Below are 17,219 nucleotides of genomic sequence, written 5' to 3' on the forward strand. Positions count from 1 at the left end.
TCTATTAAATTTTATAATTTGCAGCGCCATAAACAAACCGTTTATGGCGCTGTTTTTGTCTATATTTACTTTTATCAAAATTAATAACATTGAGCTTTGGTGTAAAAATTAGATTTCTGCTGTTTGTATTGGCTTGTTGCCTGATTACAACTTCTATCTCATTAAGCAAGTTTACCACCAAATCTGAGCTTCTGGAAAGAGATGCAAGAGAAGTTCAAAATAACCTCCTGATCAAGGAAAGAATTGTTCAGGATTTTTTATCGGATAATAAGCAGGTAGAAAAAGCAAAACACCTGCATCAAAATCCAAAAGATGCGATCGAATTTTTATCCGCCTTTAGAAACGATAAAGGCATTAATCTATTAACATTTCAAAATAATCAACTTAAATTCTGGAGTACCTATAAAGTTACCGATATTGATGTAACCACAGTAAAAGAGGGGAAATCTGTTTTATTTTTCTATAATGCCTGGTACGAGGTAACCAAGCATACAGAAGGCAATTTCAGTTTGGTATTTTTAATTTCCATTCAATCTCAATATCCATTCAAAGAAACACAGTATTTTAAAAATGATTTAGATCCCTTTCTTTCCACATCCAAATTATTAACGTTAGCCTCTTTTGCTGATAAAGACGTTTACACCATAAAAAGCCTTGATGATAAGTTTCTATTTGGATTAAAAGTAAAACCGGGCTATACCTCCGATTACTATTCTGTGATACAGTTGTGGCTATTTATAGGGGGGATGCTCTGTATATGTATGTTTTTTAACTCGCTGAGTTCACTGGTAGCCAGAAAAGGATATATTGTTTCCGGCACTTTTCTTTTACTGGCGTTTTTTGCATTATTCCGGCTTTCCGATTTGTATTTAGGGTGGTTTAACCATCACTTTTCGCTTGCGCTCTTCGATCCGCGGATTTATGGCGACAGTTTTATGATGCCATCTCTTGGCGATTTTCTGCTTAATGTATTTGCCTTAACCTGGTTTCTGTTATTTGTATATAATCATAAGGAACAATATCAATTTCCTGAATGGATTAGGAGAAATAAATTTCTAAGCATCCTTATCCATGGATTATTATTGGTGTTTATTAGCCTCGTCGCTTATTTTAGTGATGAAGTATTTTTCGGACTCATCTATAATTCAAAAATCAATTTTGAAATTATTAATATTTTAAAACTGAGTGGATCCAGCTGGGTAAGCATTGTAATTTTATGCCTGGTTTGGTTTCAGATTTACCTGCTCACTGTAATTGTTGCAACAATAAGCCTGCCGCTTAAAGTAACCAATAAAGAAAGATTAATTATCTTCTTAACAGGCTTCGCGGCCTTATTTGTGTATAAGCTGGTGACAGATTTTACGGTATTTTTTATTGTATTTGCGCTCATCTTATTTATCATTGCGAAAGGTGTTTACATTAAGGAGAAAAGATTTTCTGTCGGTCTATTTGCTATTGTTTTCTTCTGCCTTGCATTTAATACGTCTATCAAATACATCAAATATAAAGATATAAAGGAACGTAGTTTGCGCGAACCTTTAGCCCGGAAAGTGCAGTCTTCAGAAGATCCGAATGCGATTATTTCGCTCGGTGTACTGGAATCGCAATTGCTTACCGATCAGTTTTTGGTGCGCTATTTTAAGCAAGGAATCGAAACCAATTATCCCGTATTAAAAAATCATATCAAAAATTATATGGATGGGTATTTATCCAGGTATGATTACCAGATTTATCCCTATAAAAAAGATGGCTCAAGCGCAGATAACATTAGGAGTCAGCCGTTTTCTAAGTATAAAAATCTGGTAGAATCAGGCTCTGTTAAGATTAACGGTGGTAACTATTTTTACCAAGTGAATAATACTTTTGGTTATCAGGATTATTTTGGGATAGTTTCGGTTCTGGATGGTGGCTCCCTGTTGGGTACCCTGGTGATAGAACTCCGGTCTAAACCATACAACTATAACAACAGGTTGCCAGATTTACTTGGCGATCAAAAACAAATAAGAGATGAAGATTTTAGGGGTTATTCTATTGCACTTTATAGCAATAATCGCCTGCTGAATCAATCAGGGAATTATACCTACCCACTGGATGGAAAAGATTTTAAAGGTAAAAAAGATGATTTTTTAACCACTGGTGATAAACTATCTGCCTACAGCCATTTAATTTATAAGCCTAGTGATAGCAAAATGGTCATCATCAGCAAAGAAAAAGTTGATTATGTAGAGCGATTAGCAGCCTTATCCTTTTTCTTCCTGGTATTTATAATTTTCTCTTTAGTGCTTTATGGATTGGTTTGGCTGATTAAAAATCTAGATGATGAGCGTGTAGGCTGGTTTAGCATTAATCGATCATTGATGATTAACGCCAATAAAATTTTATATAAAACGCGTATCCAGGTTTCAATCGTGCTTTCTGTAGTAGCCACATTACTGATTGTGGGCTGGGTAACTTATTATTATATGGATAACGAGTATAGAAGCCAGCAAAATGCCGCCATTAAAGATAAGATCAGGAAGGTGCAGCAGAATTTCGAAAAGCAGGTTTTTAGTGGCGGAATTAAAGATGATGAGAATGCCCTAGCTGATTTTAACAACTTTGCAGATATCAATAATGCAGATTTGAACCTCTATGATATTCAGGGAGATTTAATTATGACAACTTATCCAAAGTTGTATAGTTACAAAGTAATCGGACGGAAAATGGGGCCTTTAGCTTATACTTACCTCACTCAGTTAAAACGATCAGAGTATATTAATCCGGAGGAAAAAATTGGCAACCTTACCTATGCGGCGGCTTATGCACCCATTCGCAACGCACAAAATGAAACGATTGCCTATATCGGTTTGCCTAACTATTCTAACGAAGAAGAATATTCAGATAAGATTGCGCTGTTTGTAAGTAACCTGATTAATATTTATGCACTTGTTTTTGTGGCTGTGGGAGTGTTAGCCGTGTTCCTGGCCAATCAAATTACCAGTCCGTTAACCTTTATTCAGGAAAGCATTAGCCATGCCAGGATCGGGCAACGCAATGAGCCGATTGTGTGGCGGAGGCATGATGAGATTGGTTCACTCATTAAAGAATATAATAGTATGATTGCGGCGCTGGAGGCCAGTGCGGTTAAACTTGCCCGTTCTGAAAGGGAAAGTGCCTGGCGCGAAATGGCCAAGCAGGTGGCGCATGAAATTAAAAACCCACTTACACCATTAAAATTAGGTGTTCAGCTGCTTGATAAATCATGGAGAGAAAATGATCCGAACTTTGAAGTTAAATTTAATAAATTCAGTAAGTCTTTCATCGAACAGATAGACAGCCTTTCGAAAATTGCATCCGAATTTTCGAATTTTGCAAAAATGCCGGATACCAATTTAGAGAAGATCGAGATACTGCCGGTTTTGGAAAGGGCAAGAGAAGTGTATAAAAATACAGGCAATGTTGAAATAGACCTGCTCGATAAATCAAGTCAGAAAATTAATATTCTGGCGGATCAGGATCAGTTATTGAGAACCTTTAATAACCTTTTTAAAAATGCCATTGAGGCTATTGAAGGTGATGATCATTGTTGTGTTACCGTTGTTTTGTATAACGATAAAACACATGCTTTTATAGAAGTGAAAGATGATGGAAAAGGAATTCCGCAGGTGTTACACGATAAGATTTTTGTTCCAAACTTTACTACAAAAACTTCTGGTACAGGTTTAGGTTTGGCATTCGTAAAACAAGCGGTAGAAAATGCAGGTGGTGAAGTGAGTTTTACTTCCGTTCCTGATGTTGGTACTACTTTTTACCTTACCTTTCCGTTGGCTTAGTAAATAGAGCGACCCTATTTTAATTCTACCTGTGCCTTACCTAAGGTATTTCCGTTTGTGTATAAAATAACGGTATAAATCCCTTTCATAAATGCTTTTGGGTTCCGCCAGTCGATTACGTAAGAACTGTTATCATTGTTGTAATCGATATAAATGGAGTGACTGAATTGCATTTCCTGTCCTTCAGCCTCAAACCGGTCTTCATCGTCTGCGAGTAGGTTACCTGCCGGATCAAATACTCGAAGGTAGATATTATGGTGGCCTTTTGCAGCAAGTTCGTTGGGAACAATATTGAAACGAACGCTAAGTTTTTCTGCAGTTGAAGATTTACTTACCTGTACTTTTTTGCCGCTTGATTTTGTTCTAAAAGCAACGATGTCTGCATTTTGGAGTTTCAATGCCGATGCGGTTTTTACTTTTGCATTAAGGTTAGCATTTTCATTTTCAAGGCTTGAGGCCTTACTACTCATGTTCCTGAGGGTGTTTTCCAGACTATCCCGACTGTTTTTTAGGAAGATGTTATCTTTTTGTAACTGGATGATCTGGTCGTTATAATTCTTAACAAAAACTTTGAGCTCGCTAATCTGGGTATTAGCTTTATCCAGCTCGCCCTGGGTAATTTCTCCCTTTTCTAATGCAGCCTTAAGTTCTTCAATTTTCTCGCGGGCAAGTTTTTGTTCTTCAACCAGTTTTTCGTTTAGATCAAGGTTCAGGGCATTTATCTTATCCAGCTCTACTTCTATTTTTTCTACTTCTAAGCGTAGTTTATCTTTTTCTGTGCTTACTGTTACAAACTTTTTACTTTGCTGGCGGTCTTTAAAATATAAGTAAGCATTCGTTCCAACAAGTGCAGCAATAACTATAATCAGAAAGTATATCTTATTTCTATCGCCCTTATTAATCTTTTGTGGTTCCATTCTTAAATAATGCTGTATCTTCTTAAATTAATATACTTTTGTTCTCCAATTGATAATGGTGGGGTACAATTAATTTAGCAAAACGCAAATTAGAATTATTAAAAAAAATTATAAGAGTTTTTAAAAAAAATCGTTTAATTGCTAACATTCATTTGTATAACATACAAAAAGAACTCATCCTGAATAAAAAATAAGACAGAATAATGCTTAAAAACTTTCTATACGCACTTTTAATTGTAACTATACTACCATATATATTAAATGCACAACCTTTAACAAAAATTGCACCAAAAAGAGAGTTTAGGGGCGTTTGGGTAGCAACTGTAACAAATATCGACTGGCCATCGAGACCAGGTTTAAGTGTAGACCAACAAAAGCAAGAACTGATTGGCATCCTCGAACGACACAAAGCGCAAGGAATGAATGCCATTATTTTACAGGTAAGGCCAGCTGGTGATGCTTTTTATGCAAAATCTCGTGAGCCCTGGAGCCAGTGGCTAATGGGACGCCAGGGTTTAGCGCCTGCACCCGGATATGACCCTTTAACATTTGCTATTAAGGAAGCGCATTTCAGAGGCATGGAGTTGCATGCATGGTTTAATCCTTATCGCGCCAGCATGAGCAGCAGCACTGTTTTTAGCGACAGCCATGCGTTTAAAAAACACCCTGAATGGTTTTTTACCTATGGAGGCAAAAAGCAGTTCGATCCCGGTATTCCCGAAGTGAGAGAATACATTATTCAGGTGATTTTGGATGTGGTTAAAGAATATGATGTTGATGGCATTCACTTCGATGATTACTTTTACCCATATAAACTTGAAGGGCAAACCATTAATGACTCCAATACCTTTAATAAATACAAAGAGAATTTTACAGATATTGGGGACTGGAGAAGAAACAACGTTAATGTTTTAATTAAGCAGCTTGATGACAGCATTCACCACTATAAAAAGTGGGTAAAATTTGGCATCAGCCCGTTTGGAATCTGGCGTAATAAAAGGGAAGACCCTGAAGGATCGGCTAGTAGTGGTTTATCCAATTATGCAGAACTTTTTGCAGATAGCCGTAAATGGGTGCGAGAAGGCTGGGTAGATTATATTAACCCTCAAATTTATTTCACTTTTACCAGAAGGGTGGCGCCGTTTGGTACACTGGTAGATTGGTGGAGCAATAACAGTTACGGCAGGCATGTGTATATCGGGCAGGGTGCATATTTAGTAAATTCAAGGGCTGAATTGGCCTGGCGAAATCTTTCAGAAGTTCCAAATCAGATTAGATACATCAGAGAAAACAATAGGATTCAAGGCAGCGTTTATTTCAGTTCCAAATCTTTAAGTACTGTAGCGCGTTCTGTTGCCGATTCATTAAAAAATGATTTATACAAGTATCAGGCTTTGCCACCTCAGATGCCATGGCTGGATGAAATTGCCCCTAACCAACCACAGCAACTATCTGCTGATGCTTTAAAAGATGGTGTACACCTGAAATGGGAGAGGCCATTAAAAGCCAGTGATGGTGAAACTGCTTCTGGTTATGTCATTTATCGCTTTGCGGAAGGAGAGAAAATCTCCGTTTTAGATCCGAAAAACATCTTGAAAATTAGCTTTGAAGATTATGTTTCCTTTATTGATACCAGTATAGAAAGTGGTAAACGGTATAGTTATCTGGTTACCGCTTTAGATCGGCTTAAGAATGAAAGTGAGCCAAGCGGGCCAGTAGGTGTTGAAGTTCCATTGGCGAAAGAATAATTTATATATTCCAATTTGAATCCGCTTTTTGAAAGTGGGATTTTTTGTTTTAAAACTGATTTAATTTTAAGATTTTTTACCGCTCTTTGCCGCGGGGCATGGTAATTTTTCACAGTTAATATTATTTTTAGCAGTGTTCAAGAATGCTGCGCATTTTGGAGCGCCAAAGTACCCAAAGCGCTTTGTCAATCCAGCTAGGGGCCTTCACACCACCCTACACACATCAAAAAAACAGTGGTCACTTCGTTTTGTGTTCAAAATTCATTTAAGCTTCGAATTTATATTGATGAACACAAAACCACTGCGTTTAAGGTTCGGTAGTGCTATTTGTACTATTGTGCAACTGTTTTTTTGATTTCCCCGGCCCTTGGGATTGACGGCGCTCTTCGGTAAAGCCTGTGCTTTATTAAAGTTAGTTAGCAAAATGTATAGAAAATCACTCTCGGAAGATATGTCCACACGGTAGTCATTCAGCAGGGTACCCACCCAAAGTGCAGGATGGTTAAAAACAACAATAAATCGTTCAAATGGTATTCTAAAGTATATTATTAATTGAACTCACATTAATAAAAATAAATTTACAATAATTGTGCAATCGATTGCAATTTATAAAAATTAGTTATACTTTAGTCTTATCAAATTTGATTGAAATTGAATTTCCAGTAAGATAAAAGATATTAAGTTTGAGTAAGTCTTCAGGTTTAATTGAATAAAAAAAACAGGATTGAGGTAGCATAAACTTCAACTTTATACTAACCAAATATAAATGAGCCAGGCTACTAATTTTTCAAAATTAATCAGATCGTTATGGGTTTGTTTTCTTTTGCTGATGGCGATCAACACCCTTGCGCAACGTGCGAAGTCTGAAAAGTCTCCTATTCAGAAAGGATTGAAAGACGCTTACAAGAAATATTTTCCAATTGGCGTTGCGGTAGCAGTAAGAAATTTGCATGGCGACGAAGCGCAACTCATCAAAAAACAGTTTAATAGTATTACGGCAGAAAATGCCATGAAGATGAAAGCTATCCAGCCTCAGGAAGGTGTTTTTTATTGGAAAGATGCCGATTCGATTGTCAGCTTTGCTGTGAAAAATGGCATTAAAGTTCGTGGTCACAATTTATGCTGGCACGAGCAAACCCCCGATTGGATTTTTAAAGGTGATGACGGCAAAGAAGTGACTAAAGCAGTATTGCTTCAACGTTTGAAAACGCACATCACCACAGTGGTAAACCGTTACAAAGGTAAAATCTATGCATGGGATGTCGTTAACGAAGCGATTGATGATGATCCAAATCACTTTCTACGAAATTCTAAATGGTACCAGATCTGTGGTGAAAATTATATAGCCAAAGCTTTTGAGTATGCACATGCTGCAGATCCTGGGGCTAAGCTATATTACAACGATTACAACACCGAACGCCCTGAAAAACGGGAACAGATTTACAGGCTTTTAAAAAGTTTAAAAGATAAGGGGGTGCCGATTGACGGAGTTGGTTTACAAGCGCATTGGTCTTTACAAGAACCTAATGAAGATGCACTTAGAAGTGCAATTGAACGGTATTCATCCTTAGGATTAAAAATTCAGATCACCGAACTAGACCTCTCCATTTATCCCTGGGAACCAAGTAAGCGAATTAAAAGGCCAGGGGAATCTGATGTATTTACAGCTGAATTGGAAAACAAACAAGCAGCTAAATATGCAATGGTTTTTAAAGTCTTCCGCGAATATAAAAAAGTCATTACCAATGTTACTTTCTGGAATATTTCCGATCGCTATTCCTGGTTAGATGAATTTCCGGTAATGGGAAGAAAAAACTATCCATTGCTTTTTGATCGCAACCTGCAACCTAAAAAGGCTTATTGGGAAGTCATCAACTTTAAAAATAAATAATATGAAGAAACTGGTCCTCCTTATTTTATTATTTGGCTTCAAAACCATCAGTCAGGCTGCCGGGACTGATCCTTTCATTACAAAAAGCTTTGTGAAGGGAAGTTTCACGCTGGCGGGTAAAGGTATTGTTTCTTCTATTCTTGTGAGTGGAAATGAGTGGCCGGGTGTATTGCGTGCTGCCGCTGACCTTCAAACAGACTTGGAAAAAGTTACGGGTATTAAGCCCGCTTTCTTAACTGATAAAACTGCCCGGATGGCCATCATCATCGGCACGATAGGGAAGAGTAAGGTAATCGATCAGTTAATCAAGGAAAATAAAATTAATGTGGCTGGTATTGCCGGCAATTGGGAAAGTACCTTAATTGAGGTGGTAAAAAATCCCCTGCCGGGAATCGATTCGGCATTGGTGATTGCAGGCAGTGATAAGCGGGGAACCATTTATGGCGTGTACGAACTGTCGAGCCAGATCGGTGTTTCGCCCTGGTATTATTGGGCAGATGTTCCGGTTAAAAAAAGCAATGCGTTGTTCGCCATTTCTGGCAGGCATGTAATTGCTTCGCCGGCAGTAAAATATCGCGGCATTTTTTTAAATGATGAGGCGCCGGCACTTTCGGGTTGGAGCAGAAAGGAGTTCGGCGGCTTCAATAGTAAGTTTTATGGAAAAGTTTTCGAGCTGATTCTTCGGTTAAAAGGAAACTATTTGTGGCCGGCCATGTGGGGAAGTGCATTTAATGACGACGATAAAATGAATCCGGTTTTGGCTGATGAATATGGTGTGGTAATTGGCACCTCCCATCACGAACCGTTAAGCAGGGCGCATGACGAATGGAAAAGATATAAAGGCGGCAAATGGAATTATGATCAGAATCCGCAACAGTTGCGGGAGTTCTGGGAAAGCGGTTTGAAACGGGTTGCTGATAAAGAACAAATTATTACAGTTGGGATGCGGGGCGACGGTGATGAGCCGATGACGGAAGGAACTGCGACAGCGTTACTGGAGAAAATTGTTAGCGATCAGCGTGAAATTATTGAGAAGGTAACTAAAAAACCAGCAGCAGAAACGCCTCAGCTTTGGGCACTTTACAAAGAAGTGCAGGCTTATTATGACAAGGGAATGCGGGTTCCTGATGATATTACCTTACTGCTTTGTGATGATAACTGGGGCAATATCAGGAAACTTCCCAAGCTGAATGAGGCACCAAGAAAAGGAGGGTATGGCATTTATTATCACTTCGATTATGTAGGTGACCCCAGAAATTATAAGTGGATTAACACCAATCCGATCCAAAAAATCTGGGAGCAAATGAACCTGGCTTATGAGTACAATGCCAACCAGATCTGGATTGTAAATGTTGGCGATTTGAAGCCTATGGAATTCCCGATTTCATTTTTTCTTGATTATGCCTGGGCGCCTGATGCTATCCCTACAGAAAAACTGAAACAATATACAATCGATTGGTCTGAGAAACAATTTGGAGAAACCTTTGCCACTTCAATAGGTACAATCCTCGATCAATATTCTAAATATAACGGTCGCATTAAACCAGAATTGCTTACCGATAGTATTTACAGCTTAACTTATTACAATGAGTTTGAAACTGTTATAGCAGATTACCGAAAATTGGAACGAGACGCCAGGTTTATATTTGAACAAATTCCTGCCGACCAGAAAGACGCTTTTTACCAGTTGGTGATGCATCCGGTAGAAGCCAGTGCAAACCTTTATGATCTGTATTATTGTGTGGCAAAAAATAAGTTGTATGCAAAACAAGGTCGCATAGAAACGAATGTGATGGCTGAAAAAGTTTCACAGTTGTATAAACGCGATGAAGAAATTACTAATTATTATAATAAAACAATGGCCAATGGCAAGTGGGATCACATGATGGATCAAACCCATATTGGCTATACTTACTGGCAGCAGCCAGAGAAAAACTCCATTCCAAATACGGTTGTATTGGTTTCGACAGCTAATTTGAATAAGGCTGAAATGGGACTGGCAATTGAGGGTAGCGAGTCGTTCCGGTTTAATAAAGGAAAAGTAATCGTTGCATTACCAACTTTTGATTTTTATCACAACAAACCTCACTATCTCGAATTATTTAATAAAGCAAAAGGGAGTTTTACCTATAAAATTAAAGCTCCGGCTTATATAAAGATTAGTGAAGCAAATGGAGACATTGATATTGAAAAAAGGATTTGGTTAAGTATCGATTGGGCAAAAGTACCAAAAGGTACAGTTCAAACTACGATTACTGTTTCGGCGAGCGACGGTTCGAAGAAGGATATTGCTGTGAACCTTGATAACACTCGCTTTTCCGATCAAAAACTTAATGGCTTTTTGCCTGAAAATGGATACATTTCAATGGAAGCACCTCACTATAACCGGGCAATAAACAATCGGCCAATATTTTGGAAAACGCTTCCGAATTATGGAAAAACTTTAGGAGGCGTAATCCCCGTTCCTGTTACTTCTCCGGTTCAAAATCTCGATGCAAATACGCCTCATCTGGAATACGACATTTATTTAAACACTACGGGAACGTTTAATCTGAATACTTATATTTCACCAACCATTGATTTTACCAACAGCGATGGATTAAAATTCGCTGTCTCTATTGATGATCAAAAGCCAGCCATTGTAAATATCAGCTCCGATTATAAATCAGAAGCCGCATGGCGGAAATCAGTAGCAAACAGCATCAAGATTTTTAAAACCCCATTAAAGTTTGATCAAACAGGTAAGCATACCATAAAATACTGGATGATAAGTCCGGCTGTAGTGTTGCAAAAGCTGGTCTTGGATCTTGGTGGCCTGAAGCCGAGTTTTCTCGGTCCACCGGAAACTTTCGTAAGTGAAGCCAAATAACCTGAACCATTTATAACCCAAAATAAGATGAGAAACTTTAAGAAATTAACTGGTTTAGCCATGATTATGGCGCTTGCAGCTACCAGCGCTTGCCAGCAAAATAGCAAAACCACAAATGCTGAAACAGCAGATACAAACAAAAAATCGAAATATTTATCACAGCCATTAATTAGCGAAATCTATACTGCAGATCCTTCGGCGCATGTTTTTAACGGAAAGATTTATATTTATCCTTCGCACGACATCGAAGCCGGTACCCCTGAAAATGATAATGGAGATCATTTCGATATGAGGGATTATCATATTCTGAGTATGGATAGTATTAACGGTAAGGTAACCGATCATGGCGTGGCTTTAAGTGTGAAAGATATTCCATGGGCCGGGCGCCAACTTTGGGCACCTGATGCGGCATTTAAAGATGGAACTTACTATCTGTATTTCCCGGTGAAGGATAAACAAGATGTGTTCCGCATTGGTGTTGCAACAGCTAAAAATCCCGCTGGTCCGTTTAAAGCAGAACCTAAACCAATTGAAGGAAGCTTTAGCATTGATCCGGCGGTTTTTACCGATGAAGATGGTACAACTTACATGTACTATGGCGGGATCTGGGGCGGCCAGTTACAGCGTTGGAATAACGGCAAATATAATGCAACCGGATCTAAAACGGATTCGCAAAAAGGAAATGAACCTGCTTTAACGGCTAAAGTGGTTAAAATGAGCAAGAATATGCTTGCTTATGATGGTCCAGTCAAAGATGTGATAATTTTAGATGAGCATGGTAAGCCATTACTGACAAAGGATCACGACAGACGCTTTTTCGAAGGCGCCTGGATGCATAAGTTTAATGGGAAATATTACTTCACCTATTCAACAGGTGATACTCATTTCCTGGTCTCAGCAATAGGAGATACGCCTTATGGTCCGTTCAAATACCAGGGGACTTTTATGAATCCGGTTGAAGGCTGGACAACCCATCATTCTATTATCGAAGTAAAGGGCAAGTGGTATATTTTCTACCATGATATGCAACTTTCGGGGAAAACACATTTAAGAAATGTAAAGGTTACGGAGCTGACACATAAAGCTGATGGAACGATTGCTTTGATTGAACCGATGGAAAAGTAATCAACTTGAGAGGTTTCTAAGGCCCGGAGCGCAGAAAGACTTCGACAGTTTAAAAAATATTCAAAACTTCAAACAGACTGACGAAGTTTCCCCAATACGCACAGGCCACCTAAACTTCGTAAGTCGGATTAACTTGTGAAGTCTCAAAGGCCCGGAGCGCAGAAAGACTTCGGCAGTTTAAAAAATATTCAAAACTTCAAACAGACTGACGAAGTTTCCCCAATACGCACAGGCCACCTAAACTTCGTAAGTCGGATTAACTTGTGAAGTCTCAAAGGCCCGGAGCGCAGAAAGCCTTCGGCAGTTTAAAAAATATTCAAAACCTCAAACAGACTGACGAAGTTTCCCCAATACGCACAGGCCAACTAAACTTCGTAAGTCGGATCAAATGCGAAGTCTCAAAGGCCTGGAGCGCAGAAAGACTTCGACAGTTTAAAAAATGATTCAAAACTTCAAACAGACTGACGAAGTTTCCCCAATACGCACAGGCCACCTAAACTTCGTAAGTCGGATTAACTTGCGAAGTCTCAAATGCCCTAAGCGTAGAAAGACTTCGGCAGTTTTAAAAATATTCAAAACTTCAAACAGACTGACGAAGTTTCCCCAATACGCACAGGCTAACTAAACTTCGTAAGTCGGATTAACTTGCGAAGTCTCAAAGGCCCGGAGCGCAGAAAGACTTCGGCAGCTTAAAAAATAATTCAAACTTCAAACAGACTTACGAAGTTTCCCCAATATGCACAGGCCACCTAAACTTCGTAAGTTGGATTAACTTGCGAAGTCTCAAAGGCCCGGAGCGCAGAAAGACTTCGGTAGTTTTAAAAATATTCAAAACTTCAAACAGGCTGACGAAGTTTCCCCAATACGCACAGGCCACCTAAACTTCGTAAGTCGGATTAACTTGCGAAGTCTCAAAGACCCGGAGCGCAGAAAGACTTCGACAGTTTAAAAAATGATTTAAAACTTCAAACAGACTGACGAAGTTTCCCCAATATGCACAGGCCACCTAAACTTCGTAAGTTGGATTAACTTGCGAAGTCTCAAGGGCAGGAGCGCAGAAAGACTTCGACAGTTTAATAATGATTAAAAACTTCAACAGACTAACGAAGTTTCCCCAATACGCACAGGCTAACTAAACTTCGTAAGTCGGATTAACTTGCGAAGTCTCAAAGGCCCGGAGCGTAGAAAGACTTCGACAGTTTAAAAAATGATTTAAAACTTCAAACAGACTGACGAAGTTTCCCCAATACTCACGGGGCCAACTAAACTTCGTAAGTCGATTTATTTCTCATTATTAAAACAAAGCTCTAAATTAGTTTTCTTGAACCAGTCAAACATGACCGCACCCCAACAACGATTGCTTTCTCTCGATTTTTTTAGAGGCTTAACTGTAGCCGCGATGATTTTAGTAAACAATCCGGGGAGTTGGGGCCATATTTATGCACCTTTAGAACATGCAGAATGGCATGGCTGTACACCAACAGATTTGATCTTTCCATTTTTCCTTTGGATTGTAGGCGTATCTATTGCTTTTGCGATGAGTAGTAGCAAAGCTGATCCATCCACCCATTCCAAAACAATAGGTAAGGCGATCAGGAGAGGCATTATCCTTTATCTTCTGGGCTTTTTTCTGGCCATTTTTGGGAAATTGATGGCCGTTATTATTGATGGGAAAAGTTTAATAGAAGCCTTGCAAACGGTGCGGTTGCTGGGGGTACTGCAAAGAATTGGAATCGTATTTATCATCAGTAGTATCGTTTTTCTAAAATTTTCGACTAAAACCATTTTTAAAATACTGGTGACTATTCTAGTTGTTTATTGGGCCTTGATGACATTTGTGCCTGTACCTGGAATTGGTTATGCCAATCTGGAAAAAGAAACGAATTTAGCCGCCTGGATAGATCGTGGAATTTTAACAGAATCACACACCTGGGCCTCTGCAAAAACCTGGGATCCTGAAGGCGTGTTAAGTACCTTTCCAGCCATTGGTACCTGTTTGTTTGGCATCCTGGTAGGTATTTGGATGCGAAGAAAAGAGGTAGACCAGCCAACAAAAGTAGCCTGGTTGTTTACCGCTGGAATGGGTGCAGTGATTTTAGGTTTACTTTGGGATTTGCAGTTTCCAATCAATAAGGCACTATGGACAAGCTCCTATGTTTTGTATGCCGGTGGTCTGGCATCCATTGGCCTGGCACTTTGTTACTGGTTGATTGATGTTCAGGGTTATAAAAAATTCACTACGCTATTTGTGGTTTATGGTGTAAACGCCATTACTGTTTTCTTTCTTGCAGGGCTGATGCCACGCGTTTTAAACTTCATTAAGATTAACAATACAGACGGAACAAAATCGCCGTTGCTCGAAAAATTTTATCATACTTTTTATACGCCCTTCTTTTCCCCAATAAATGCATCACTAATCTGGGCCATTACCTATGTGCTTGGGTTTTATGTGCTTTTATATTTCATGTATAAAAAGAATATCATCATTAAGGTTTAATTCTTAAATTGGCCGAACAATCGATTGAATACCTTAATCAGGCAAGTTGAGCGCCATTACTAATAACATTGAATAAAAAAACGACCATATACGATATTGCTAAGGCATTAAATATTACAGTTTCTACTGTTTCCAGGGCTTTGAGTGGCTTCCCCGCAATAAGTGAGGCTACCCGTAAAGCGGTTATCGAAACTGCCGAAAAGTTAAATTACAGTCCGAATAAATTAGCCTCGGCTTTGAAATCTGGTAAAACCCATATTATCGGTGTAATTGTTCCAAGCGTTCAGGCACACTTTTTTGCCTCAATTATTCATTGTATTGAAGATGGTTTAAAAGACAGTGGTTATCGTGTAATTATTTATCAATCAAATGAGTCGGTTGAAAATGAAATTAATGGGGTAAGAACCTTATTGGAAGCGCAGGTTGATGGGATTATGGCATCGATGTCTTTAGAAACCCAAGATGTTTCTCACTTTGCAGAGATTGTAAAACAAAATAAACCACTCATTCTTTTTGACCGTGTAAATGAAACGTTGGCCGTTCCAACGATCACGTTAGACGATTTTAAGGCGGGCTATATGGCTACGCAACATTTAATTGATCAAGGTTATAGCAAGATCGCTTTTATAACGACCATTCACCAGATTAAAATTTTTAATGACCGCCTTAAGGGTTACAAAGCAGCATTGAGAGATAATCATTTGCCTGTTTTAGATGAGTATATTGTTTTTGGTGGTTTATCCATCAAAGACGGCAGGTTTGGCGCAGGCAAATTAATGCGAAGTGAAAATAAACCAGATGCCGTGGTGGCGGGAGATGATTTTACGGCACTGGGTGTAATTAAAAAATTAAAGGAAATCGGTAAAACACCACCTGAAGTTGGTGTAATTGGCTTTGCAAACGAGGCATTTTCGGCATACATCACCCCGAATCTCTCTACTATTGATCAGCACGCCCAGCAAATGGGGACGGAATGTGCTAAAATGTTTTTGAAGATGATTAACCAGGAAAATCCTTATCAAAATACAGAACACGTGGTATTGGATCCAACGGTAGTAGAAAGGCAATCTACAGTTAAATTGCCTTCCTGATTGGTTTTATTCGAACAGACTTTTTCTAATGCCCATTTCTAAGCCTCTTATTTCTGCAAGACCTTTTAATCTTCCGATGGCAGAGTAGCCTGGGTAAGGATTCTTCACTAAATCATCGAGCATTTGATGGCCATGATCTGGTCGCATAGGGATGGCTCTATTTTCAGCATGCATCAACTTAACTGCTTCCCGAACGACGTTAAACATATCGGCATTGCCTTCTAAATGATTAGCCTCGTAAAAATTACCTTCATCATCACGCTGCGTACTTCTTAAATGCAAAAAGTGGATTCTCGAACCTAGTCTTTGAATCATTCCAGGCAAATCATTATCTGGTCTGGCACCAAATGAACCACTGCAAAAACAGAATCCATTCGATTTTGCAGGTACCTGATTGATGATGTACTGTACATCAGCTTCCGTGCTCATAATTCTTGGCAAACCTAAAATAGCGTAGGGTGGATCATCAGGATGGATGGCCATTTGCATGCCGTGTTTATCAGCAACAGGTGTAATTTCCTGTAGAAAAAGCACAAGATTTTGTTTTAAAATATCAGCTGTAATGCCCTTGAAGCCATCTAATAATGATAAAACCTGTGCTGGTGTAAAGTGGTCTTTGCTACCCGGTAAACCTTGAAGGCAGTTTCCCATGAGCTCCCTTTTTTGCGCATTTGTTAAAAGCTCAAAATATTGTGTTGCTTTTTCTACTTCAGCGGTTGTATAGCCATCCGCAGCATTTGGTCTTTTCAGCAGAAACAAATCGAAGGCAATAAAAGCAGATTTTTCGAACCGCAATGCCAAAGCGCCACTTTCGGTTTCATACTTCAGGTTGGTACGCATCCAATCTAAAACAGGCATAAAATTATAGGTAATTACTTTCAACCCGCAAGAGGCGAGGTTAGCCAGGCTTATTTTATAATTTTCTATCCAGGTTTTATAATTCCCGGCCCGTTTTTTAATGTCTTCATGCACAGGTAAACTCTCCACCACACTCCAAACCATTCCTGTAGTTTCAATTTCGGCTTTTCTTTTTTCAATTTCTTCGAGGGTCCATATTTCGCCAACAGGAATATGGTGAAGTGCTGTAACTACGCCCGCGCAGCCAGCTTGTTTAATATCTGTTAAACTCACAATGTCCTCTGGTCCGTACCAGCGCATGGTCTCAATCATTTTCATCATATATAATCTTTACTTATTTGGTTGTGCAATCGGTTCAAGCTAAAAATACACCATTTATAGAGATAAATATATAATTAAAATAAATTAATA

At 38.9% G+C, this 17,219-nt stretch carries 9 protein-coding genes; 7 read left to right on the plus strand and 2 right to left on the minus strand.

What is annotated here, in order from left to right:
• Positions 1-89 precede the first annotated feature (89 nt).
• The gene (locus ACN1CD_RS02215; RefSeq protein ID WP_419128616.1) at positions 90-3,812 is read left to right on the plus strand and encodes an ATP-binding protein; all 3,723 of its coding nucleotides are present in this window, start codon (positions 90-92) and stop codon (positions 3,810-3,812) included.
• A 14-nt stretch (positions 3,813-3,826) separates the two neighbouring features.
• Here ACN1CD_RS02215 and ACN1CD_RS02220 read toward each other — a convergent pair whose 3' ends face one another.
• A complete protein-coding gene (locus tag ACN1CD_RS02220) occupies positions 3,827-4,729 on the minus strand; it encodes a hypothetical protein (protein WP_419128617.1) in 903 nt (300 codons plus the stop codon).
• Positions 4,730-4,932: 203 nt separating this feature from the next.
• On the opposite strand from ACN1CD_RS02220, the gene ACN1CD_RS02225 reads away from it, so the two are divergent.
• The 6 genes from ACN1CD_RS02225 to ACN1CD_RS02250 all read left to right on the plus strand — a co-directional run bounded on the left by ACN1CD_RS02225 (position 4,933) and on the right by ACN1CD_RS02250 (position 15,950).
• Positions 4,933-6,477, plus strand: coding sequence for a glycoside hydrolase family 10 protein (locus tag ACN1CD_RS02225; protein WP_419128618.1), 1,545 nt, complete (start codon positions 4,933-4,935; stop codon positions 6,475-6,477).
• Between the two features lie 766 nt (positions 6,478-7,243).
• A complete protein-coding gene (locus ACN1CD_RS02230; RefSeq protein WP_419128619.1) occupies positions 7,244-8,368 on the plus strand; it encodes an endo-1,4-beta-xylanase in 1,125 nt (374 codons plus the stop codon).
• A gap of 1 nt (position 8,369) precedes the next feature.
• Positions 8,370-11,237, plus strand: a complete 2,868-nt coding sequence (locus tag ACN1CD_RS02235) for a glycosyl hydrolase 115 family protein (RefSeq protein ID WP_419128620.1) — start codon at positions 8,370-8,372, stop codon at positions 11,235-11,237.
• Positions 11,238-11,264: 27 nt separating this feature from the next.
• Positions 11,265-12,362 (plus strand): glycoside hydrolase family 43 protein, encoded by a 1,098-nt coding sequence (locus ACN1CD_RS02240; RefSeq protein WP_419128621.1) that lies wholly within the window; start codon positions 11,265-11,267, stop codon positions 12,360-12,362.
• Between the two features lie 1,336 nt (positions 12,363-13,698).
• A complete protein-coding gene (locus ACN1CD_RS02245; RefSeq protein ID WP_419128622.1) occupies positions 13,699-14,859 on the plus strand; it encodes an acyltransferase family protein in 1,161 nt (386 codons plus the stop codon).
• Between the two features lie 68 nt (positions 14,860-14,927).
• A complete protein-coding gene (locus ACN1CD_RS02250) occupies positions 14,928-15,950 on the plus strand; it encodes a LacI family DNA-binding transcriptional regulator (RefSeq protein ID WP_419128623.1) in 1,023 nt (340 codons plus the stop codon).
• A 6-nt stretch (positions 15,951-15,956) separates the two neighbouring features.
• Here the strand turns inward: ACN1CD_RS02250 and uxuA are convergent, their stop codons facing one another.
• On the minus strand, positions 15,957-17,129 hold the full coding sequence (uxuA, locus tag ACN1CD_RS02255) for a mannonate dehydratase (RefSeq protein WP_419128624.1): 1,173 nt from the start codon (positions 17,127-17,129) through the stop codon (positions 15,957-15,959).
• Positions 17,130-17,219 lie beyond the last annotated feature (90 nt).

This window comes from Pedobacter sp. N23S346 (assembly GCF_048515415.1).
Taxonomy (GTDB): domain Bacteria; phylum Bacteroidota; class Bacteroidia; order Sphingobacteriales; family Sphingobacteriaceae; genus Pedobacter.

Bases quoted from the DNA above. Each gene is read 5' to 3' on its own strand.
- ACN1CD_RS02225 (WP_419128618.1), top strand. From the start codon at position 4,933: ATGCTTAAAAACTTTCTATACGCACTTTTAATTGTAACTATACTACCA.
- ACN1CD_RS02220 (WP_419128617.1), bottom strand. From the start codon at position 4,729: ATGGAACCACAAAAGATTAATAAGGGCGATAGAAATAAGATATACTTT.
- ACN1CD_RS02235 (WP_419128620.1), top strand. From the start codon at position 8,370: ATGAAGAAACTGGTCCTCCTTATTTTATTATTTGGCTTCAAAACCATC.
- uxuA (WP_419128624.1), bottom strand. From the start codon at position 17,129: ATGATGAAAATGATTGAGACCATGCGCTGGTACGGACCAGAGGACATT.
- ACN1CD_RS02230 (WP_419128619.1), top strand. From the start codon at position 7,244: ATGAGCCAGGCTACTAATTTTTCAAAATTAATCAGATCGTTATGGGTT.
- ACN1CD_RS02240 (WP_419128621.1), top strand. From the start codon at position 11,265: ATGAGAAACTTTAAGAAATTAACTGGTTTAGCCATGATTATGGCGCTT.
- ACN1CD_RS02245 (WP_419128622.1), top strand. From the start codon at position 13,699: ATGACCGCACCCCAACAACGATTGCTTTCTCTCGATTTTTTTAGAGGC.